At 61.4% G+C, this 20,612-nt stretch carries 21 protein-coding genes; 7 read left to right on the forward strand and 14 right to left on the reverse strand.

Going from position 1 to position 20,612, the window contains the following annotated elements; genetic code table 11:
- Positions 1 to 29 precede the first annotated feature (29 nt).
- The 5 genes from dnaX to HX815_RS18935 all read left to right on the forward strand — a co-directional run bounded on the left by dnaX (position 30) and on the right by HX815_RS18935 (position 5,808).
- On the forward strand, positions 30 to 2,105 hold the full coding sequence (dnaX, locus tag HX815_RS18915; RefSeq protein ID WP_177028710.1) for a DNA polymerase III subunit gamma/tau: 2,076 nt from the start codon (positions 30 to 32) through the stop codon (positions 2,103 to 2,105).
- 43 nt (positions 2,106 to 2,148) lie between these two features.
- Positions 2,149 to 2,487, forward strand: coding sequence for a YbaB/EbfC family nucleoid-associated protein (locus HX815_RS18920; RefSeq protein WP_003193199.1), 339 nt, complete (start codon positions 2,149 to 2,151; stop codon positions 2,485 to 2,487).
- Between the two features lie 269 nt (positions 2,488 to 2,756).
- Positions 2,757 to 3,791 carry an NADP-dependent oxidoreductase gene (locus tag HX815_RS18925; RefSeq protein ID WP_003219050.1) on the forward strand — a complete coding sequence of 345 codons (1,035 nt, stop codon included), beginning with the start codon at positions 2,757 to 2,759 and terminating at the stop codon, positions 3,789 to 3,791.
- Positions 3,792 to 3,856: 65 nt separating this feature from the next.
- Positions 3,857 to 4,459 (forward strand): recombination mediator RecR, encoded by a 603-nt coding sequence (gene recR, locus HX815_RS18930; RefSeq protein WP_003219049.1) that lies wholly within the window; start codon positions 3,857 to 3,859, stop codon positions 4,457 to 4,459.
- Between the two features lie 200 nt (positions 4,460 to 4,659).
- On the forward strand, positions 4,660 to 5,808 hold the full coding sequence (locus HX815_RS18935; RefSeq protein ID WP_003219047.1) for an acyl-CoA dehydrogenase family protein: 1,149 nt from the start codon (positions 4,660 to 4,662) through the stop codon (positions 5,806 to 5,808).
- A 164-nt stretch (positions 5,809 to 5,972) separates the two neighbouring features.
- Here the strand turns inward: HX815_RS18935 and HX815_RS18940 are convergent, their stop codons facing one another.
- Together HX815_RS18940 and fnr are read right to left on the reverse strand one after the other, a co-directional pair.
- Positions 5,973 to 6,521 (reverse strand): adenine phosphoribosyltransferase, encoded by a 549-nt coding sequence (locus HX815_RS18940; protein WP_003219046.1) that lies wholly within the window; start codon positions 6,519 to 6,521, stop codon positions 5,973 to 5,975.
- 80 nt (positions 6,522 to 6,601) lie between these two features.
- Entirely contained in the window at positions 6,602 to 7,336 is a 735-nt protein-coding gene (gene fnr, locus HX815_RS18945; protein WP_003219044.1) for a fumarate/nitrate reduction transcriptional regulator Fnr, read from the reverse strand.
- Between the two features lie 154 nt (positions 7,337 to 7,490).
- Here fnr and HX815_RS18950 point away from each other — a divergent pair, with 154 nt between their 5' ends.
- Positions 7,491 to 7,967 (forward strand): hypothetical protein, encoded by a 477-nt coding sequence (locus tag HX815_RS18950; RefSeq protein ID WP_003219041.1) that lies wholly within the window; start codon positions 7,491 to 7,493, stop codon positions 7,965 to 7,967.
- 7 nt (positions 7,968 to 7,974) lie between these two features.
- On the opposite strand, the gene hemN is transcribed toward HX815_RS18950, so the two are convergent.
- The 8 genes from hemN to HX815_RS18990 form a co-directional block, all read right to left on the reverse strand.
- The gene (hemN, locus tag HX815_RS18955) at positions 7,975 to 9,357 is read right to left on the reverse strand and encodes an oxygen-independent coproporphyrinogen III oxidase (protein ID WP_177028711.1); all 1,383 of its coding nucleotides are present in this window, start codon (positions 9,355 to 9,357) and stop codon (positions 7,975 to 7,977) included.
- Positions 9,358 to 9,460: 103 nt separating this feature from the next.
- The gene (locus tag HX815_RS18960; protein WP_003219035.1) at positions 9,461 to 10,144 is read right to left on the reverse strand and encodes a sulfite exporter TauE/SafE family protein; all 684 of its coding nucleotides are present in this window, start codon (positions 10,142 to 10,144) and stop codon (positions 9,461 to 9,463) included.
- Entirely contained in the window at positions 10,137 to 10,355 is a 219-nt protein-coding gene (ccoS, locus tag HX815_RS18965; RefSeq protein ID WP_003219033.1) for a cbb3-type cytochrome oxidase assembly protein CcoS, read from the reverse strand. The genes HX815_RS18960 and ccoS overlap by 8 nt, the downstream gene beginning before the upstream one ends.
- 22 nt (positions 10,356 to 10,377) lie before the next feature.
- A complete protein-coding gene (locus HX815_RS18970) occupies positions 10,378 to 12,828 on the reverse strand; it encodes a heavy metal translocating P-type ATPase (RefSeq protein WP_177028712.1) in 2,451 nt (816 codons plus the stop codon).
- A gap of 135 nt (positions 12,829 to 12,963) precedes the next feature.
- Positions 12,964 to 13,503 carry a FixH family protein gene (locus HX815_RS18975; RefSeq protein WP_008437568.1) on the reverse strand — a complete coding sequence of 180 codons (540 nt, stop codon included), beginning with the start codon at positions 13,501 to 13,503 and terminating at the stop codon, positions 12,964 to 12,966.
- Positions 13,504 to 13,517: 14 nt separating this feature from the next.
- A complete protein-coding gene (gene ccoG, locus HX815_RS18980; protein ID WP_003219028.1) occupies positions 13,518 to 14,933 on the reverse strand; it encodes a cytochrome c oxidase accessory protein CcoG in 1,416 nt (471 codons plus the stop codon).
- A gap of 207 nt (positions 14,934 to 15,140) precedes the next feature.
- Entirely contained in the window at positions 15,141 to 15,551 is a 411-nt protein-coding gene (locus tag HX815_RS18985; protein WP_087694843.1) for a type II toxin-antitoxin system VapC family toxin, read from the reverse strand.
- Entirely contained in the window at positions 15,551 to 15,805 is a 255-nt protein-coding gene (locus HX815_RS18990) for a type II toxin-antitoxin system Phd/YefM family antitoxin (protein ID WP_003219024.1), read from the reverse strand. The genes HX815_RS18985 and HX815_RS18990 overlap by 1 nt, the downstream gene beginning before the upstream one ends.
- A 634-nt stretch (positions 15,806 to 16,439) precedes the next feature.
- Between HX815_RS18990 and HX815_RS18995 the strand changes: the two genes are divergently transcribed.
- A complete protein-coding gene (locus HX815_RS18995; protein WP_023659084.1) occupies positions 16,440 to 17,120 on the forward strand; it encodes a hypothetical protein in 681 nt (226 codons plus the stop codon).
- Between the two features lie 93 nt (positions 17,121 to 17,213).
- On the opposite strand, the gene ccoP is transcribed toward HX815_RS18995, so the two are convergent.
- The 4 genes from ccoP to ccoN are packed head-to-tail and all read right to left on the reverse strand — an operon-like array spanning position 17,214 to position 20,429.
- Positions 17,214 to 18,191 (reverse strand): cytochrome-c oxidase, cbb3-type subunit III, encoded by a 978-nt coding sequence (gene ccoP, locus HX815_RS19000; RefSeq protein WP_003219020.1) that lies wholly within the window; start codon positions 18,189 to 18,191, stop codon positions 17,214 to 17,216.
- The gene (locus tag HX815_RS19005) at positions 18,188 to 18,373 is read right to left on the reverse strand and encodes a CcoQ/FixQ family Cbb3-type cytochrome c oxidase assembly chaperone (RefSeq protein ID WP_008437575.1); all 186 of its coding nucleotides are present in this window, start codon (positions 18,371 to 18,373) and stop codon (positions 18,188 to 18,190) included. Before HX815_RS19005 ends, ccoP begins: the two co-directional genes overlap by 4 nt.
- A gap of 5 nt (positions 18,374 to 18,378) precedes the next feature.
- Entirely contained in the window at positions 18,379 to 18,987 is a 609-nt protein-coding gene (ccoO, locus tag HX815_RS19010; RefSeq protein ID WP_003193167.1) for a cytochrome-c oxidase, cbb3-type subunit II, read from the reverse strand.
- Positions 18,987 to 20,429, reverse strand: a complete 1,443-nt coding sequence (gene ccoN, locus HX815_RS19015; RefSeq protein ID WP_003219015.1) for a cytochrome-c oxidase, cbb3-type subunit I — start codon at positions 20,427 to 20,429, stop codon at positions 18,987 to 18,989. Before ccoN ends, ccoO begins: the two co-directional genes overlap by 1 nt.
- Positions 20,430 to 20,612: the final 183 nt, after the last annotated feature.

Consider the following 20,612-nt stretch of genomic DNA (forward strand, 5'->3'; position numbering starts at 1 on the left):
CTTCCGCTTCCCAGTTGCGACGGTTTTCGATGAGTTATCAGGTTCTTGCACGTAAATGGCGTCCGCGCTCGTTCCGCGAAATGGTCGGCCAGACCCATGTGCTCAAGGCTCTGATCAATGCCTTGGACAGCCAACGGCTGCACCACGCCTACCTGTTCACCGGTACCCGCGGGGTGGGCAAGACCACCATTGCCCGCATCATTGCCAAGTGCCTGAACTGTGAAACCGGCATCACCTCGACGCCGTGTGGTACCTGCTCGGTGTGCCGGGAAATCGACGAAGGGCGTTTTGTCGACCTGATCGAGATCGACGCCGCGAGCCGCACCAAGGTCGAAGACACCCGCGAGCTGCTCGACAACGTGCAGTACGCACCGAGCCGTGGCCGCTTCAAGGTCTACCTGATCGACGAAGTGCACATGCTGTCCAGCCACTCCTTCAACGCCTTGTTGAAGACCCTGGAAGAGCCGCCGCCCTACGTCAAATTCATCCTGGCCACCACCGACCCGCAGAAACTTCCTGCAACGATTTTGTCGCGGTGCCTGCAGTTCTCCCTGAAAAACATGACCCCGGAGCGTGTGGTCGAGCATTTGACCCACGTGCTGGGTGTCGAGAACGTACCGTTCGAAGACGACGCCCTGTGGTTGCTGGGGCGTGCCGCCGACGGCTCGATGCGTGATGCCATGAGCCTTACCGACCAGGCCATCGCCTTCGGTGAAGGCAAGGTGCTGGCCGCCGACGTGCGGGCGATGCTCGGCACCCTGGACCACGGCCAGGTGTTCGACGTGCTGCACGCGCTGATCGAAGGCGACGCCAAGGCGTTGCTCGAAGCCGTGCGCCACCTGTCCGAGCAAGGCCCGGACTGGAATGGCGTGCTGTCGGAAATCCTCAATGTGCTGCACCGCGTCGCCATCGCCCAGGCCCTGCCCGAAGGTGTCGACAACGGCCACGGCGACCGCGACCGCGTGTTGGCCCTGGCCCAGGCGTTACCGGCCGAAGACGTACAGTTCTACTACCAGATGGGCCTGATTGGGCGACGTGACCTGCCGTTGGCACCCGATCCGCGGGGCGGCTTCGAAATGGTCCTGCTGCGGATGCTGGCCTTCAGGCCCGCCGACACGGCGGATGCGCCGAGACAGCCGCTAAAGCCAGTGGGGATCAGCCAGGCCACAGTTGATTCCGCCAAACCAGTGGCTGGCCCGGCTGTTGTCGCGCCAGTGGTTGCGCCGCCTGCGCCGGTTGCACAGGCCGCCGCCCCGGTTGTCGCCGAGCCCGTGGCGCCTGTGGTGGTGCCGGAGCCGGTGGTTGAGCCTGCGCCCGTGCCTGAAGTCGATCTGCCGTGGAACGACCCGGTAGAGGCCGAAGCCGAGGTCGAGGTCGAGGTCGAGCTGCAGCCTGCCGTCGAGCCGGTGCTGGAAACCACCAGCGAGCAGCCTGAACTGACACCCATGCCCGCGCCGACCCCGGACAGCGTGGTGCCGGACGCCCCCGAGTGGGTTTCGGCCCCGGTGCCGGAGCCGACCGTTGCGCAAGTGGACGCCGCCACCCCGGGCACCGACCTCGACGACGAGCCGCCGCTGGACGAAGATTACATCGAGCCGGACATGGATTCGGCCTACAGCTACCTGGACGACCTGGCCAGCGAACACACCGCCGAGCCTGCCCCGGAGCCTGAACCCGAACCTGCCGCGATGCCGGCCACCGGCCTGGCGTTGCAATGGCTGGAGCTGTTCCCGAAACTGCCGATCTCCGGCATGACCGGCAGCATCGCCGCCAACTGCACCCTGATTGCCGTTGATGGCGACCACTGGCTGCTGCACCTGGACCCGGCCCACAGCGCCCTGTTCAACGCGACCCAGCAGCGCCGGCTCAACGATGCCCTAAACCAGTTCCACGGGCGCACGCTGACCATCAGCATCGAGCTGATCAAGCCCGAGCAGGAAACCCCGGCCCAGGCGGCGTCCCGTCGCCGGGTCAACCGCCAGCGCGAGGCTGAAGAGTCGATCCACGGTGATCCGCTCATCCAGCAGATGATGCAGCAGTTTGGCGCGGTGGTGCGGCACGATACTATTGAACCTGTAGAAGCCCCGGTACCCCAAGCGTCATAACCCGGGGCCAATAATTGATCCACGTACTTTTGAGGTGATTCCCATGATGAAAGGTGGCATGGCCGGCCTGATGAAGCAGGCGCAGCAGATGCAGGAAAAGATGGCCAAGATGCAGGAAGAACTGGCCAACGCCGAAGTCACCGGTAAAGCCGGTGGCGATATGGTCAGCGTGGTGATGACCGGTCGTCACGACATCAAGCGCGTGAGCATCGACCCAAGCGTATTGCCGGGCGTCGGCGAAGACGACCTGGAAATGCTCGAGGCGCTGTTTGCCGCGGCCGTCAACGACGCCGTGCGCAAGATCGAAGCCAACAGCCAGGACAAGATGTCCGGCGTGACCGCTGGCATGCAACTGCCACCGGGCATGAAGCTGCCGTTCTGATCGGCAAGCAGCACCGAAAATGCCAGGCCCCGCGCCTGGCATTTTTTTGGCCGGCTATTTTCCATACCCGTAGCAGCTGTCGAGCGCCAGCGAGGCTGCGTCGGCAGCGACTCGGTCCCACGTCTGGCATGAAAGCAGCGGTGCGGCTAACGTAGTCTCGCTGGCGCTCGACAACGGCTACTGCGAGAGTTTTGTCGAACCCTGGACCCTGTGTTGGGGTCTGCACCCTATACCGTTGAATTCAATCACCGATAGAAGGAGCCTCGCTGATGTCCGAAGCATTGACCCTCAACCAGCGCATTGTGCTGGTCTCACGCCCCCACGGCGCACCGGTGCCGGAAAACTTTCGCCTGGAGCGCGTCGCGCTGCCGGAACTGGCCGACGGCCAGGTTTTGCTGAAGACCCTTTACCTGTCCCTGGATCCCTACATGCGCGGGCGCATGAGTGATGCGCCGTCCTACGCCGCACCGGTAGAAATCGACGAAGTGATGACCGGTGGCGCTGTCAGCCGCATCGAACAGTCCCGCAATCCGAAGTTCGAGGTGGGTGACTTGGTGGTCGGTTCCACCGGCTGGCAGAGCCACAGCATCTCCGATGGGCGCAACCTGATCCCGGTACCGAAGGGACTGGCCAGCCCGTCCATGGCCCTGGGTGTGCTGGGTATGCCCGGCATGACCGCCTATATGGGCCTCACCGATATCGGCCAGCCCAAGTCCGGGGAAACCCTGGTGGTGGCGGCCGCTTCCGGTGCGGTGGGCTCGGTGGTGGGCCAGGTGGCGAAGATCAAGGGGCTGCGGGTGGTCGGTGTGGCGGGTGGCGCCGACAAGTGCCGCTATGTGGTGGACGAGCTGGGCTTTGATGCCTGTGTCGATCACAAGAGCGACAACTTTGCCGAGGAGCTTGCCCAGGCCTGCCCCAAGGGCATCGATATCTACTTCGAAAACGTCGGCGGCAAGGTATTCGACGCGGTCGTGCCGCTGCTGAATGCCAAGGCGCGCATTCCCTTGTGTGGCCTGATCGCCGGCTATAACGCCCACGAAGCGCCCAGCGGTCCCGACCGGCTGCCGGCGTTGCAACGTACCTTGCTGACCAAGCGTGTGCGGATCCAGGGCTTTATCGTGTTCGACGACTATGGCGACCGCCAACCGGAATTCCTCAGTGCCATGGCGCCGTGGGTGCGGGATGGCAAGATCAAGTTCCGCGAGGACGTGGTGGAAGGCCTGGAGCAGGCACCTGAAGCCTTTATCGGTTTGCTGGAGGGGCGCAACTTCGGCAAGTTGGTGGTGCGGGTCGCACAAGATTGAGCATTTGACGCTAATCCGAGGCGCGGGTATAAACCGCGTCTCGTTGTTTTGTCGGACCTTTCCCCATGAGCTTCAGCCCCCTGATTCGTCAACTGATCGACGCCCTGCGCACTTTGCCAGGTGTGGGTCAGAAAACCGCCCAGCGCATGGCGCTGCAACTGCTGGAGCGTGATCGCAGCGGCGGCTCCCGACTGGCCCAGGCCCTGAGCCAGGCGATGGAAGGGGTTGGCCACTGCCGCCAGTGCCGCACCCTGACCGAGGAAGAGCTGTGCCCGCAATGCGCCGACCCGCGTCGCGACGACACGCTGCTGTGCGTGGTCGAAGGGCCGATGGATGTCTACGCGGTGGAGCAGACCGGTTACCGCGGGCGCTACTTTGTGCTCAAGGGCCACCTGTCGCCGCTGGACGGGCTGGGGCCGGAGGCGATTGGTATTCCGCAACTGGTGACGCGAATCGAGGAGCAGGGCACGTTCGTCGAGGTGATCCTGGCCACCAACCCTACGGTGGAAGGCGAAGCGACGGCCCATTACATCGCCCAGCTGCTGACCAACAAAGGCCTGATTACCTCGCGCATCGCCCACGGCGTGCCGCTGGGTGGCGAGCTGGAACTGGTGGATGGCGGGACCCTGGCGCATTCGTTTGCCGGGCGTAAGCCGATCGCCCTGTAACAAACACCGCAGAACAAAATGTGGGAGCGGGCTTGCTCGCGAATGCGGTGGTTCAGTCAATGCATCTGGCGACTGATACACCGCATTCGCGAGCAAGCCCGCTCCCACATTTGTTTTGTGGCGTTCACGAGTCTTTCCTCTTGCTTGATAACCAAGCAAGCGCTTGGTAAGTTCGCTCTACCGTCCCGTGGAGCTTGCCGATGTCTGCCTATCAGGAATACTTCGACCCCAGCCACCAATTGGTCCGCGACAGCGTGCGTCGTTTCGTCGAGCGCGAGATGTTGCCGGGCATCGAGCAGTGGGAGGAAGCGGAAAGCTTCCCCCGGGAGCTGTACCTCAAGGCCGGTGCGGCGGGGATCCTGGGCATCGGTTACCCCGAAGCCCTTGGAGGCAGCCACGAAGGTGACCTGTTCGCCAAGGTCGCCGCCAGCGAAGAACTGATGCGCTGCGGCTCCGGCGGAGTAGTGGCAGGGTTGGGCTCGCTGGATATCGGCTTGCCGCCCATCGTCAAATGGGCCCGGCCCGAGGTGCGCGATCGTGTGGCGCCGCAGGTGTTATCCGGCGAGAAGATCGCCGCCCTGGCGGTCACCGAGCCCGGTGGCGGCTCCGATGTCGCCAGCCTGCAGACCCGTGCTGTGCGCGACGGCGACCATTACCGTGTCAGCGGCAGCAAAACCTTTATCACCAGCGGCCAGCGTGCCGACTTCTACACCGTCGCCGTGCGTACCGGTGGGCCGGGCTTTGCCGGCATCAGCCTGTTGTTGATCGAAAAGGGCACGCCTGGTTTCACCACCGGTACACCGCTGAAGAAAATGGGCTGGTGGGCGTCGGACACTGCCGAATTATTCTTCGATGATTGCCGCGTACCCGTAGGCAATCTGATCGGCGCCGAGAACATGGGTTTCGCCTGCATCATGGGCAACTTCCAGAGCGAGCGCCTGGCCCTGGCCCTGATGGCCAATATGACTGCGCAGATGGCCCTGGAGGAAAGCCTGAAGTGGGCGGCCCAGCGCGAGGCCTTCGGCAAACCCATCGGCAAGTTCCAGGTGCTCAAGCATCGCCTGGCGGAAATGGCCACGGCGGTGGAGGTCTCGCGGGAATTCACCTACCGCCAGGCCGCCAAGATGGCCGCGGGCAAGAGTGTGATCAAGGAGATCTCGATGGCCAAGAACCTCGCCACCGACACCGCCGACCGCGTGACCTTTGATGCCGTGCAGATCCTCGGCGGCCAGGGCTACATGCGCGGCAACCTGGTGGAGCGGCTGTATCGCGACAACCGCATCCTGTCCATCGGTGGCGGGACTCGGGAAGTGATGAACGAAATCATCAGCAAGCAGATGGGCTTGTAGAAAGCGCTTTTGTGGCGAGGGAGCTGTGGCGAGGGAGCTTGCTCCCGCTGGGCTGCGTAGCGGCCCCAAGATCTTTGGGAGCGCTGCGCACTCCAGCGGGAGCAAGCTCCCTCGCCACAGCAAGCTCCCTGCCACACAAGCTCACTCGCCACACGAATCCCGGGTTATTGGTCTGTCAGGGCAAACTGCGTCAGGCAGAACGTCGCAATGCCCATGTCTTCCAGGCGCTGGGACCCACCCAGCTCCGGCAGGTCAATGATCGCCGCCGCTTCGAAAATCCGTGCGCCCATGCGCCGCGCCAGGTTGGCCGCTGCGATCAGCGTGCCGCCGGTGGCGATCAGGTCATCGAACATCAGCACCGAATCACCTTCACACAGGCTGTCGGCGTGCACTTCCAGGAAGGCTTCGCCGTATTCGGTCTGGTAACTCTCGGCCAGCACGTCAGCCGGCAATTTGCCTTGCTTGCGGAACAGGATCAGCGGTTTGTTCAACTGATAGGCAATGATCGAACCGATCAAGAAGCCCCGGGCATCCATCGCGCCGATGTGGGTGAAGTCGGCTTCGACGTAGCGGTGTACGAAGGTGTCGGCTACCAGGCGCAAGGCCTTGGGCGACTGGAACAGCGGCGTGATATCGCGAAAGATCACCCCAGGCTTGGGGAAGTCGATGACTGGGCGAATCAGGGATTTGATGTCGAACGAATCGAAGACCATCGTCGAGGAGTCCTGGGGAGGAAAGCGGACTCGAAGTATACCTGCGGCCCAGCCGATTGGCTCGGCCGCAAGCGTCTGGATCAACCGTCGAGCGAACCGCCAGCCAATGCGCAGAGCTGGATCGGGTCGAGGATATGCACTTCCTTGCCTTCGGCCGCAATCAACTCGTTCTGCTGGAAGCGGGTGAATACCCGGGACACGGTTTCCACCGCCAGGCCCAGGTAGTTGCCGATTTCGTTGCGCGACATGCTCAGGCGGAACTGGTTGGCCGAGAAACCCCGCGCGCGGAAACGTGCGGAGAGGTTGACCAGGAAAGTGGCAATACGCTCGTCGGCGGTTTTCTTCGACAACAGCAGCATCATCTGTTGGTCGTCGCGGATTTCCCGGCTCATCACGCGCATCAGCTGGCGACGCAATTGCGGCAGCTGCAGGGCCAGTTCATCCAGGCGTTCGAACGGGATTTCACACACCGATGTGGTTTCCAGGGCCTGGGCCGACACGGGGTGAATCTCAGTGTCCATGCCCGACAGTCCGACCAGTTCGCTCGGCAGGTGGAAGCCGGTGATCTGTTCTTCGCCGCCATCGCTCAGGCTGAAGGTTTTCAGCGCGCCAGAACGTACTGCATAAACGGAGTCAAACTTGTCGCCCTGGCGAAACAGGAACTCGCCTTTTTTCAGTGGGCGACCGCGTTTAACGATCTCGTCCAGCGCTTCCATGTCTTCCAGATTCAACGAAAGTGGCAGGCACAGGGGGGCCAGGCTGCAATCCTTGCAATGAGCCTGGCTATGAGCGCGCAGTTTAACTGGCTCGGACATTTCTTAAATCCTTGTGGGAAAACACACATAAGACGTAAGGGTAACGCACCGGGGGGCAATCAGGCCAGCGTGTACAGAAAAGCAGCAGCGGTATAAAGAATTTTGTATCGAGGTCGATACAAGATTGTCACTCCTAGAGCTGGAGGCTCAGATCATGCTTTCCATTGGCGCAACCAACCCTGCCATTGTTTCTTCGCTAACCGTGCCTGATGCGAAAAAAGACCCCGCTGCAGACGATAAAGACCAAGCGTCTTCTACCGATCGGGCCACTGACACCAAGCCCCAAGGACTGGTGGTGGATATCTCGGGGGCGGGGCTGAAAGCCTCCAAGGCCAGCACCAACTCCAACAAGGACATTGACGACAGCAACCTGAAAGACAACATCAAGCAGCTGTTGAAAATGATTCGCGAGATGAGAAAACAGCTCGCCGAGAAGATGGCTCAGCTCTCAGCTGCCATGTCCGACGCCTCAAAGACCCCGCAGGCAAGGCAGGCAAGAGTGGCCGCCTTGCAGAGTGATATCGCGACATTGCAGGCCGGCTTGATGACGGCCCAATCGCAGTTGACCAAGGCCTTGAAGGACGAGTCTCCCGAGTCGCAGCTGGAAGCGATGGCCCTGCTGGCGAAGTAGGACAGGTTCAGATTACGCGCGAAAATCGTTGCCGATTCTGGTGCTCCAGATAGGCATCGAACACCATGCACACCGAGCGTACCAGCAGGCGCCCCGCCGGCAATACGCGGATGCCCTGTGGGTCGAGTTCGATCAGTCCGTCCTCGGTCATCGCCTCCAGTTGCGGCCAGAGCTCGTCGAAATAGCCGCGAAAATCGATGTTGAAGGCCTGTTCGATCTTCTCGAAATTCAGGCTGAACGTGCAGATCAACTGCTGGATCACTTCCCGTCGCAACCGGTCATCCGTGGTGCATAACAATCCACGGCTGGTGGCCAGTTGCGCGCCGGCGAGGGCGTTCTGGTAGTGGTTCAGGTCGCTGCTGTTCTGGCAGTACAGGTCGCCGATCTGGCTGATCGCCGACACCCCAAGCCCGATCAAATCGCAATGCCCGTGGGTGGTGTAGCCCTGGAAGTTGCGTTGCAGCGTGCCTTCTTCCTGGGCGACGGCCAATTCGTCGTCCGGCAGGGCAAAGTGGTCCATGCCGATGTAGCGGTAGCCCGCCCGGGTCAACTGCTCGATGGTGGTTTGCAGCATCAGCAGTTTTTCCGCCGGGGAGGGCAGGTCGTCGGTGTTGATCCGTCGCTGGGGCATGAACCGTTCCGGCAGGTGTGCGTAGTTGAACACCGAGAGGCGGTCCGGTTGCAGGCTGATGACTTCTTCCACGGTGCGTGCGAAATTCATCGGTGTCTGCTTGGGCAAACCGTAGATCAGGTCGATATTGATCGAACGAAACTGCAGGGTGCGCGCTGCGTCGATCACTGCGCGGGTTTCTTCCAGGCTTTGCAGGCGGTTCACCGCACGCTGCACTTCGGGGTCCAGGTCCTGCAGGCCGATACTGACGCGGTTGAACCCCAGTTCACGCAGCAGGCCCATGGTCGCCCAGTCGGCTTCCCGCGGGTCGATTTCAATCCCGTAGTCGCCGGAGTCATCGTCCAGCAGGTTGAAGTGCTGGCGCAGGCGGCCCATGACCTGACGCAGCTCGTCATGGCTGAGAAAGGTCGGGGTGCCGCCGCCGAAGTGCAGCTGCTCGACCGGCTGTTTGGGGTCGAGGTGGCACGCCACCAACTGGATTTCCTGCTCCAGGCGTTGCAGATAGGCGTGAGCCCGACCGCGGTCCTTGGTGATGACCTTGTTGCAGGCGCAGTAGTAGCAAATGTTGGCGCAAAACGGCACATGCACATACAGCGACAGGGGCCGTACGGCCTTGCGGCTGTCGCGCAGGGCGTGGAGCAGGTCGAAGGTGCCGACCTGGCTGTCGAATTGTACGGCGGTGGGGTACGAGGTGTAGCGTGGCCCCGCCAGGTCGTAGCGGTGAATCAGATCAGTGTCCCAACGAATGGCGTCGAGCATGCGGGCGTTCCCCCGGATAGGCTAGTGGGCCGAGTCTAGGGGCTGGGTGGGGAAGCCATCTTGATTTGCATCAACGGGGAGCGGCGCTATGCCACATGGCGATCTAGTGGCCCATCAGCCAGTGCTGGTGCGGCCCGGGCAAGGTCCAGATGCCGAACAGCATGACCAGCAGGCCACCGGCCATCCGCACGCTGCGTTTGCGCAATAACGCGGTGACTCGATCAGCGGCTAAGCCCGTGGCCAGCAGTACCGGCCAGGTGCCAAGGCCGAACGCGAGCATCAGCACCGCACTGTCCAGCGCATTGCCCTGGCTGGCCGCCCACAGCAACGTGCTGTAGACCAACCCGCACGGCAACCAGCCCCAGAGCGCACCCAGCAGCAACGCCCGGGGCAGGCTGGACACCGGCAGCAAACGGTTGGCAACCGGCTGGATATGGCGCCACAGGCCGCGCCCGAGGCTTTCGATACGGGTCAGGCCGCTCCACCAGCCAGCCAGGTACAAGCCCATGCAGATCAGCAACAGCCCGGCGAGGATGCGCATGAACATCGCTGCCGGACTGTTGGCCACGGCCCAGCCGGCCAGGCCGATCAGCAAGCCGGCGGTGGCGTAGCTGAGGATGCGCCCCAGGTTGTAGGCCAGCAGCAGGCGAAAGCGCCGACTGCGTTGCTCCTTGGGAATCGCCAGGGTCAGCGCGCCCATCAGGCCGCCACACATACCCAGGCAATGGCCGCCGCCCAGCAGGCCGAGGATCACCGCCGAGACCAGCAGGGGCGCCAGTTCAAGCATGGGGCGGATCTTTCGGCTTGGGCGGTTGTTCAGGGCCGTTGGCTTCATCGACGGCCGCCAGGTGGTTCGGGTCCTGGTCATCGAACAGCACGCTGTGGGCCGGGCCATCGAGGTCGTCGTACTGGCCGCTGTCCACCGCCCAGAAGAAGATGTAAATGGCGATGGCCACGATCAACAGCGCCGCCGGGATCATCACGTAAAGAGCTGGCATCTGCACTCCATGCCCGCGCGGCTCATGCCGGCAGCGGGCGGGTTACGGGGGCGGGGCTCACGGCTGGCGTGCTCGGCATGCGAGTCAGGCGCAGGGCATTGAGCACCACGGTCAACGAACTGAGGGACATGCCGATCGCCGCCCAGATGGGAGTGATCCAGCCGAGGGCGGCAAACGGCAACATCAGGCCATTGTACAGCCCGGCCCACAGCAGGTTTTCAATGATTACCCGGCGGGTGCGCCGGGCCAGGGTAAAGGCTTGCACCAGGGCGTCGAGGCGGTTCGACAGCAACACCGCGTCGGCGCTGGTCTTGGCCAGGTCGGTGGCCGAGCCCATGGCCACGCTGATATCGGCGGCGGCCAGTACCGGCACATCGTTGACGCCATCGCCGAGCATCAGCACCTTGCGGCCTTCCTTGTGCAGCTGTTGCAGCATTTGCAGCTTGTCATCGGGGCGCAGGCCTCCATGGGCTTCGTCGATGCCCAGCTCGGCGGCGACACTGGCAACCATCGGCGAGCTGTCTCCCGACAGCAGCAACGTGCGCCAGCCGCGTGCCTTGCAGGCGGCGAGCAAGGCGGGCGCGTCGCTGCGCAGGCGGTCATCCAGGACAAACCAGGCCAGGGCGCCGTCGGTGTCGCCCAGCAGCAGCCATTGGCCGGCTTCCTTCGGCGAGGCGGGGAGGGCGCAGCCGCTCAGTTCGCAAACAAAACCCGGCTGGCCAATGCGCAACCGGCGGTCACCGACGCGGCCTTCCAGGCCCAGGCCCGGCGTGCTGAGCACTTCATCCGCCGCCAACGGCGCGCGGCCGAATGCGCGGGCGATCGGATGTTCCGAACGTTGCTCCAGCGCCGCCGCAAGGCTCAGGCACTCGTCGCTGCCCAGCAGGCTCAACGGGCGGATCGCGCGCAACGCCAGGCGACCTTCGGTAAGGGTGCCGGTCTTGTCGAAAATCACCGTGTCGATCTGGTTCAGGCCTTCCAGCACGTGACCGCGGGTCAGCAGCAGGCCGAGTTTGTGCAGGGTGCCGGTGGCTGCCGTCAGGGCGGTGGGTGTTGCCAGTGAGAGGGCGCAAGGGCAGGTCGCAACCAGCATCGCCAGGACGATCCAGAACGCCCGTGACGAATCCAGCTCCCACCACACCAGGCCGATGACCGCAGCGGCGACCAATGAGCACAACAGGAACCATTGGGCGGCGCGGTCGGCGATCTCCGCCAGCCGGGGTTTCTCCGCCTGGGCCCGCTCCAGCAGGCGCACGATGGCCGACAGGCGCGTGTCGTGGCCCAGGGCGCGGACTTCGACGGTCAGCGCACCTTCGACGTTGAGGGTGCCGGCAGTGACGGCATCGCCGACCTGGCGTGGTTGCGGCAGGTACTCGCCGGTCAGCAGCGATTCGTCGATGCTCGACTGGCCGTCGAGGATGATGCCGTCTGCCGGCAGCACCGCCCCCGGATGCACCAGTACCCGGTCGCCCAGGGCCAGTTCGCTGAGCAGGATCCGTTCACTTTGCCCGTCGGCACTCATGCGCAGGCACGAGGCCGGCAACAGGTTGACCAACTGCGCGGTGGCTGCCGCCGTGCGTTCCCGGGCGCGACGCTCCAGGTAACGCCCGGCCAGCAGGAACAGGGCAAACATGCCGACTGCATCGAAATACAGTTCGCCGGTGCCGGTGATGGCGGTCCAGATTCCGGCCAGGTAGGCACCGCCAATGGCCAGGGACACCGAAACATCCATGGTCAGGTGGCGGGTGCGCAGGTCGCGCATCGCCCCCTTGAAAAACGGCGCGCAGCTGTAGAACACGATGGGCGTTGTCAGAAACATCGCGACCCAGCGCAGGATCACGTGCAGCTCCGGGCTCAGGTCGATATTGAATTCCGGCCAGGTGGCCATCGTCGCCATCATCGCCTGGAACCACAGCAGCCCGGCCACCCCCAGTTGACGCAGGGCCAGGCGGTTTTCGCTGGCCAGTTGTTCGGCGGCACGGTCGGCTTGATACGGGTGGGCGGCGTAGCCGATGTGACGCAATTCGCCGAGCAGTTGGCTCAGGGGCAATTGCCCGTCGGCCCAGCGCACGTGCAGGCGGTGGTTGGACAGGTTCAGGCGTGCCTCGGCCACGGCGGGCAGGCTGCGCAGGTGTTTTTCGATCAGCCAGCCACAGGCGGCGCAACTGATGCCTTCCATCAACAGTGTGGCTTGCGACAGGTCACCGTCGTGGCGCACGAAAGGCTTTTGCACATCGGCACGGTCATACAGCGCCAGCTCGTCCACCAGTTGCACCGGCAGCGCCTCGGGGTTGGCCGAGGCTTCGCTGCGGTGCTGGTAATAGCTTTCCAGGCCACCGGCGACAATCGCCTCGGCCACCGCCTGGCAGCCCGGGCAGCACAGCTCGCGGGGCTCGCCGAGGATCACGGCAGTGAACCGGCTGCCGGGCGGCACGGGCAGGGCGCAGTGGTAGCAAGGGGTCGGGGTGGTCATGGCTCAGTTCCGATGATCGTTCCCACGCTCTGCGTGGGAACGCTTCGCTGGACGCTCCGCGTCCGCTCTTGTGACGCGGAGCGTCACGGGATGCATTCCCACGCAGAGCGTGGGAACGATCAAACAGGTGACGCTCTATTTTTTCAGGTCTTCAGCACCCTGCAGCGGCTCGTCGCCCAGCAGCAAGTCCTTGTCATGGCTGACCTGTTCTTCTTCAAACATACGCCAGGTCCGGTCGCCTTCCACCCCTAGCAGCTCGACGAAGCGGCGGCCTTCGACCTTGTCGGTCACCTGGCCGATGTAGCGGCCGGGCTCGCTGTCGCTGCGGGTCAGGATGATCTTGCGATCCTTCTCCGGCTGGGTCGGCGAAATCAGGTTCAGCTCCAGGGTGCCGGGCCCGCTGTTGCCGGTCAGGTGCAATTCGACTTCGCCGGTCAACTCGTCCAGGTGCACCTTGGCCCGCAGTTGCAGAGTCTGGGCCAGCAGTTCGCGGTCCAGGGAACGGTTGATGCCTTTGCCGGCCTCGTAATAGTTGTCGTTGACCAGGTTGTCGGGGTTGTTCACCGCGATGGTCACCATGGACAAGGTCAACGTCACCGAGCAGGTCAGGATCCCAATGATGATCCAGGGCCAGAGGTGCTTGTACCAGGGGCTTGCGGCAGTAGCTGCGGGCATTGTTCGGCTCTCTATTAACGGACTTGTGGGCCGATGAATCGGCTCTTGGCTTCAATGTGGACGCTGTCGTCATCGGCATCCCTGAGGATGAATTTCACCTCGTTGGTGCTCGACGGCAGTTGTTCCGGTGCGCTCGACAACTCCACCGGCATGCTGAAGATTTCCCCGGCCGCTACCTTGATCTCGCGCCGGCCTTGCAGCTTGAGGTCTGGCAGGCCTGCGGCGTCAAGCACGTAGGTGTGGTCGCGCTGGTCCTTGTTCATGATCTTCAGGCTGTAGACGTTTTCGATCCGGCCCTCGGCGTTTTCGCGGTACAGCACGCGGTCCTTGCTGACGTCGAAACCCACCAGCGAGCGCACGAAGAAGGCGGCCACCAACAGGCTGATCATCGCCAGCAGCACCAGGGCATAACCGATCAGGCGCGGGCGCAGCTTATGGGTTTTCTGCCCGGACAGGTTGTGCTCGGTGGTGTAGCTGATCAGCCCGCGCGGGTATTCCATCTTGTCCATGATGTTGTCGCAGGCGTCGATGCAGGCCGCGCAGCCGATGCATTCAATCTGCAGGCCGTCACGGATGTCGATGCCGGTAGGGCACACCTGCACGCACATCGTGCAATCGATGCAGTCCCCCAAGCCCTGGGCCTTGTAGTCGATACCTTTTTTGCGCGGCCCACGGACTTCGCCACGGCGCGGGTCGTAGGAAACGATCATCGTGTCCTTGTCGAACATCACGCTCTGGAAACGCGCATACGGGCACATGTAGATGCACACCTGCTCGCGCAGCCAGCCGGCGTTGCCGTAGGTGGCGAGGGTGAAGAAGCCGACCCAGAAATACGACCAGCCATCCGCCTGGCCGGTGAAGAAATCGAACACCAGTTCACGGATCGGCGAGAAGTAGCCGACAAAGGTCATGCCGGTGACGAAGCCGATGATCAGCCACAGGCTGTGCTTGCCGAACTTGCGCAGGAACTTGTTGGCGCTCATCGGCGCCTTGTCCAGCTTGATGCGTTGGTTGCGGTCGCCTTCGGTGACCTTTTCGCACCACATGAAGATCCAGGTCCACACGCTTTGCGGGCAGGTGTAGCCGCACCAGACGCGGCCGGCATACACGGTGATGAAGAACAGGCCAAACGCCGCCACGATCAGGATGCCCGACAGCAGGATGAAATCCTGGGGCCAGAAAGTCGCGCCAAAAATGAAGAATTTACGCTCCGGCAGGTTCCACCAGACAGCCTGGTGGCCACCCCAGTTCAGCCACACGGTGCCGAAGTAGAGCAGGAACAAACCGGCACCCCCGAGCATCCGCAGATTGCGGAACAAGCCGGTGAAGGCACGGGTGTAGATTTTCTCCCGCGATGCGTAGAGATCGACGGTGTTATTCGAATTTTTGGCAGGCGGGGTAACGTCATGTACCGGAATCTGGTTGCTCATCATTGCATCCCACGGCAGTGGAGATTTGCCTCGGCCAGTACGTGCCAGCCGGGGTCAAAATAGGGGTGTTGCAGTGGCCTAATGATACGCCCCTGACACCCTTCGACGGGTGCGACCTTTGGTCGCGTTGGGGGAAATCAATTGATGGTGTACGTGATCTGGGTCAATTGACTTGTGAAGTATGGACGGTTTTCGCAGCCTTACCGGTCATTCGTCCCATGGATTGATCAGCGCGACGCCGCTGGATTGAAAGTCGCCAGTGTTGCGCGTGACCACTGTCAGCCCATGAACCAGCGCGGTTGCAGCGATCAGCGCGTCACTTTCGTTGGCTTGGTCTGGCACATGCAAGCTGGCACAGCGCAGGGCAACTGCTGCATCAATCGGCAGGATTCTGGCATCAAACGCCGGCATGACATGGCGCTTGAGCCATGTGCGCAAAACCTTCCCCTGGGCGGGATCACGCCGCTCCATTCGCAGGACTCCTGTTTCCAGTTCCTTCAAGGTAATGGCTGAAATATACATCCGTGGCGCGATGACACTTTTGGCCCAGGCGACGACCTTGGCATCGGCCTGGGGTTTGCGCAGTTCAGAGATGACGTTGGTGTCGAGTAGATACATCAAGTGAAGTCCACGGGTCGATGAGTGATCACGGCGCGTTCGGTTTCGAACTCGATATCTGCCGCTTCTGGCATCACCAACAGGTCAACGATGTCGGCATTGAGGCCTGTCAGTTTTTGGTAGTCCTCAATGCTTAGCAGTACATGGGCAGGCTTGCCCCGGTCAGTGATAAAAACCGGGCCTTGGCGGGCGGCTTTTTTGGCACCGCTTGTGTCTTGATTGAATTCACGGCTGGAAATGGTGGTGATGGTCATGGGGGCTAACCTCCGTATGGAGTACGAATGTAGTCACGTTACTACCTGCGGTTTTCTTGATCAATCTCAAATGTAGATGCGTTGCTGGCGGTGACGACTTTTTCGACTTGAAAACAAAACGGCCCCGCCAATCTCCACTGGCGGGGCCGTTTTTTTTCACCGCTTTTCCTCACACGGCGTCTGGCGGCTTGTTCCCATGGGACAGTCCGAAACATACGCCGCCAGCAAGTGCACCCTGCCGTTTCCCTTGCGACTTCCTGGTGTTGAGTAAGTAAATCAGGAGAGGTCTACGGGCCGGTGTGGTGGCGTTTTTATAACTGCTTTTTGCGCTGTTAAATAACCTACAACGATTGGTTAGGAAGCTGACGCTTCTGCGATAACAGTTCTTAGGCCCAAACGAGCCTTTGTTTACACAGAATGAAACGTTTGTTGTAGGAACGCTGATCGCGTTATTGCCACGCAGGAAATGCCGACGTTGAGATCAAGTCAGGATCAGTGTTCGGCAATGTTTTGTAGCAGCGCGCAGCGTTACCACGATGAAACCTTTGATGAGCAATTGTTGAGCGTTATGCCTAGGTCTCTTGCGCGCCGATAAATTTATTTTGTTTTGACGTTATTCAAATCGAGGAAACCAATGACCATTCAACGTGCTAATGACACGCATAATGTTGGAGCCGTTCCACCATCGGCTTCGACGCTGCCAGTATCCTCTGGCATCAGCGTAGAGCAATTCAGTAGTTGGAATGATTATCGGGTGGCCGACCGTCTACTCAGAAACTTTGATAAGTATGCCGACCCTGCGCAACCAGACTACATCACCCGCGACTCTCTACGACAGGTTGCGTATGCCTCTGCGCAGAGTGGCTACAGCAGTGACGACATGAATTTTGCCCGTTCGCTGCTGGAAAATCCTGTACTCATGGAGAAACTCGATGGGTACGGAAAGCATAAGCACGATGGCAAAATCGATCGTGAAAGTATCATAACCGTGGGTCAGAATATGGGGTTTCCCCTGGCCACGATGAGTGATAAAGAACTGGCGCAAAAGCTCCTGAATGAATATGACACCTATTACCCGGAGCGCGGTTGGGGTGGGATTGATCGCAGGGAGGGTGTGACTTACGCTTCACTGAAGAACATCGCGGATGGGACGCGTCATGATCGCGGCCCAGATGAAGCGATGGTCGCGCGGGAAATCTTGAGTCGTCCTGAGTTAGTGGCACAGTTAGGACTGACGGATTGGTCTAAATCGGCTGATCGGGGGGCGATCAACGCTGCTATTAAAAGAATGGACCAAGTGCATGAAGAACGGTAACGCCTCGTCCTCGGGGTAAGTTGAGTTCCACCAATGCCCCATTACCAAAGCCCCGCGCAGCATTGGCTGCGCGGGGCTTTTTGGTTTTAATGCTTACTGCTCCTCAGCTGCCTTGTCTCCATGGGACAGGCTGTAAACATAGGCCGCCAGCAAGTGCACCTTGTCATTGCCCTGCAACTGCTCCTGCGCAGGCATCTGGCCTTGACGGCCATAACGGATGGTCTGCTGCAGTTGCGCGAAGCTCGAACCGTAGATGAACGCGCCAGGGTGGGTCAGGTCAGGCGCGCCCATGGCGGGTGTACCTTTACCGGCGGGACCGTGGCACGCCACGCAGTTGGCGGCGAAGAGTTTCTCGCCGTTGGCCACGTCTGCCTTCGCGCCTTCCGGCAATTTGCGGCCATCGAGGTTGGTCACCACAAAGCCGGCCACATCGGCCACGCCTTGCTCGCCAATGACTTCGGCCCACGCCGGCATCACCGCGTGGCGGCCCTTCATGATGGTTTCCTTGATGGTGGCCGGGTCGCCGCCCCAGCGCCAGTCGGCGTCGGTCAGGTTGGGGAAGCCGTAGGCACCCTTGGCGTCGGAACCGTGGCACACCGAGCAGTTGGAGGCGAACAGGCGGCCACCCATCTTCAAGGCTTGCGGGTCCTTGGCCACTTCTTCGATCGGCATGGCGGCGAACTTGGCGAAGATCGGCCCGAACCGGGCGTCCGACTTGGCCATTTCCTTTTCCCATTCGTGCACGCCGGTCCAGCCGGTCTGGCCATTGGCAAATGGGGTTTGCTTGTCGTTGTCGAGGTAGTTGTAGCCCGGCAGCAGGCCTTTCCAGTTGCCCAGGCCAGGGTACAGCGCCAGGTAACCGAGGGCGAAGATGATGGTGCCGACGAACAGCATGAACCACCATTTGGGCAGCGGGTTGTCGTACTCCTCGATGCCGTCGAACGAGTGGCCGACGGTTTCATCGGTTTGCTCGGCGCGCTGGCCCTTGCGGGTCGACAGCAGCAGCCAGGTCAGGGCGAAAATGGTACCCAGACTGAGGACTGTGACGTACAGACTCCAGAACGTAGTCATTCTTTGTTACTCCTAGACGCTTCCACGACGTGCTTGATGGCTTCGGGATCATCCGCGAAGGGCAGCAACGTCGCGTCTTCAAACTCCGACTTGCGCTTGGGGCTGAACACCCACAAGGCCAGGCCGATAAAGGCCACCATCACGACAACGGTGCCCAGGCCTCGAATCATCCCGATATCCATCCAGATCACCGTTTGCTTTTGATGATGGTGCCAAGGCCTTGCAAGTAGGCCACCAGTGCGTCCATTTCGGTCTTGCCCTTCACGGCCGCTGCCGCGCCGGCGATGTCTTCGTCGGTGTAGGGCACGCCCAGGGTGCGCAAGACTTCCATCTTCTTGGCGGTGTCCTTGCCGTCGAGTTTGTTTTCGACCAGGAACGGGTACGCCGGCATTTTCGATTCGGGCACCACGTTGCGCGGGTTGTACAAGTGCGCACGCTGCCAGTCATCGGAGTAACGACCGCCGACCCGGGCCAGGTCCGGGCCGGTACGCTTGGAACCCCACAGGAATGGGTGGTCCCACACGCTTTCACCGGCGACCGAGTAGTGGCCGTAGCGTTCGGTTTCGGCGCGGAACGGGCGGATCATCTGCGAGTGGCAGCCGACACAACCGTTGGCGATGTAGACGTCGCGGCCTTCCAGTTCAAGGGCGGTGCGCGGCTTCATGCCTTCCACCGGCTTGTTGGTCACGTCCTGGAAAAACAGCGGAACGATCTGGGTCAGGCCGCCGATACTCACGGCGATGACCATGAAGAAGGCCAGCAGGCCGATATTTTTCTCGACTACTTCATGCTTCATCAGTGAGCTCCCACAACGGCGATCTTGGTAGCGGCTTCGGCTTCTACAGGGTCGGAGGCACGCACGGTGCGCCACACGTTGTAGGCCATGAACAGCATGCCGCTGGCAAAGATCGCACCGCCCAGGGCGCGCACGATGTAACCCGGATGGCTGGCTTGCAGCCCTTCGACGAAGGAGTAGGTGAGGGTGCCGTCATCGTTGATTGCACGCCACATCAGGCCCTGGGTGATGCCGTTGACCCACATCGAGGCGATGTAGAGCACGGTACCGATGGTGGCCAGCCAGAAGTGGGTGTTGATCAGGCTGACGCTGTGCATCTGCGCACGGCCGAACAGTTTCGGGATCATGTGGTACAGCGCGCCGATGGAAATCATCGCTACCCAACCGAGGGCGCCGGCGTGTACGTGGCCGATGGTCCAGTCGGTGTAGTGGGACAGCGAGTTGACCGTCTTGATGGCCATCATCGGGCCTTCGAAGGTCGACATGCCGTAGAACGCCAGGGAGACCACGAGGAACCGCAGGATCGGGTCGGTGCGCAATTTATGCCAGGCGCCCGACAGGGTCATCATGCCGTTGATCATGCCGCCCCAGCTTGGCGCGAGCAGGATGATCGACATCGCCATGCCCAGGGACTGGGCCCAGTCCGGCAATGCGGTGTAGTGCAGGTGGTGCGGACCGGCCCAGATGTACAGGGTGATCAGGGCCCAGAAGTGCACGATGGACAGGCGATAGGAGTAGATCGGACGCTCGGCCTGTTTCGGCACGAAGTAGTACATCATCCCCAGGAAGCCGGTGGTGAGGAAGAAACCTACGGCGTTGTGGCCGTACCACCACTGGATCATTGCGTCCGTCGCACCGGCGTAGGCCGAGTAGGACTTGAAGAAGCTGACCGGCAAGGACGCATGGTTGACGATATGCAACATCGCCGTCACCAGGATAAATGCCCCGTAGAACCAGTTGCCGACATAGATGTGCTTGGTCTTGCGCTTGACGATGGTGCCGAAGAACACCACTGCGTAGGTCACCCAGACAATCGCCAGCAAAATGGCGATCGGCCATTCCAGCTCGGCGTATTCCTTGGTGGTGGTGTAGCCCAGCGGCAGGGTGACGATCGCGCCCACGATGACCGCTTGCCAACCCCAGAAGGTAAAGGCCGCCAGTGCATCGGAAATCAGTCGCGTTTGGCAGGTTCGCTGCACGACGTAGTAAGAAGTGGCAAACAGTGCACATCCACCGAAGGCGAAAATCACCAGGTTGGTGTGCAACGGGCGCAGGCGTCCAAATGTCGTCCATGGCAGGCCAAAATTCAACTCTGGCCAAACCAGTTGCGAGGCAATGAAAACGCCGAGCCCCATGCCAAGGATCCCCCAGACCACCGTCATGATGGCGAACTGGCGGACTACCTTATAGTTATAAGCAGTCGGACTGATTGCTGTGCTCATTCTAAGGTTCCACGGTTTAGTTTTTTTATAGGGTAAAAATCGGTCGCAAGTATGGAGAAAGCAAGATTCCATTGCAACGCAAGGTGACCTGCATCAATGCGTTCCAAACCAGATTCTGCGCCCTTTCCATGTTTGGCGTAAGGACAAAATTCAGGGTTAAAAGCTGACGACTTGGACAGGATT

The organism is Pseudomonas sp. E6002 (genome assembly GCF_013385565.1).
Lineage (GTDB): Bacteria > Pseudomonadota > Gammaproteobacteria > Pseudomonadales > Pseudomonadaceae > Aquipseudomonas.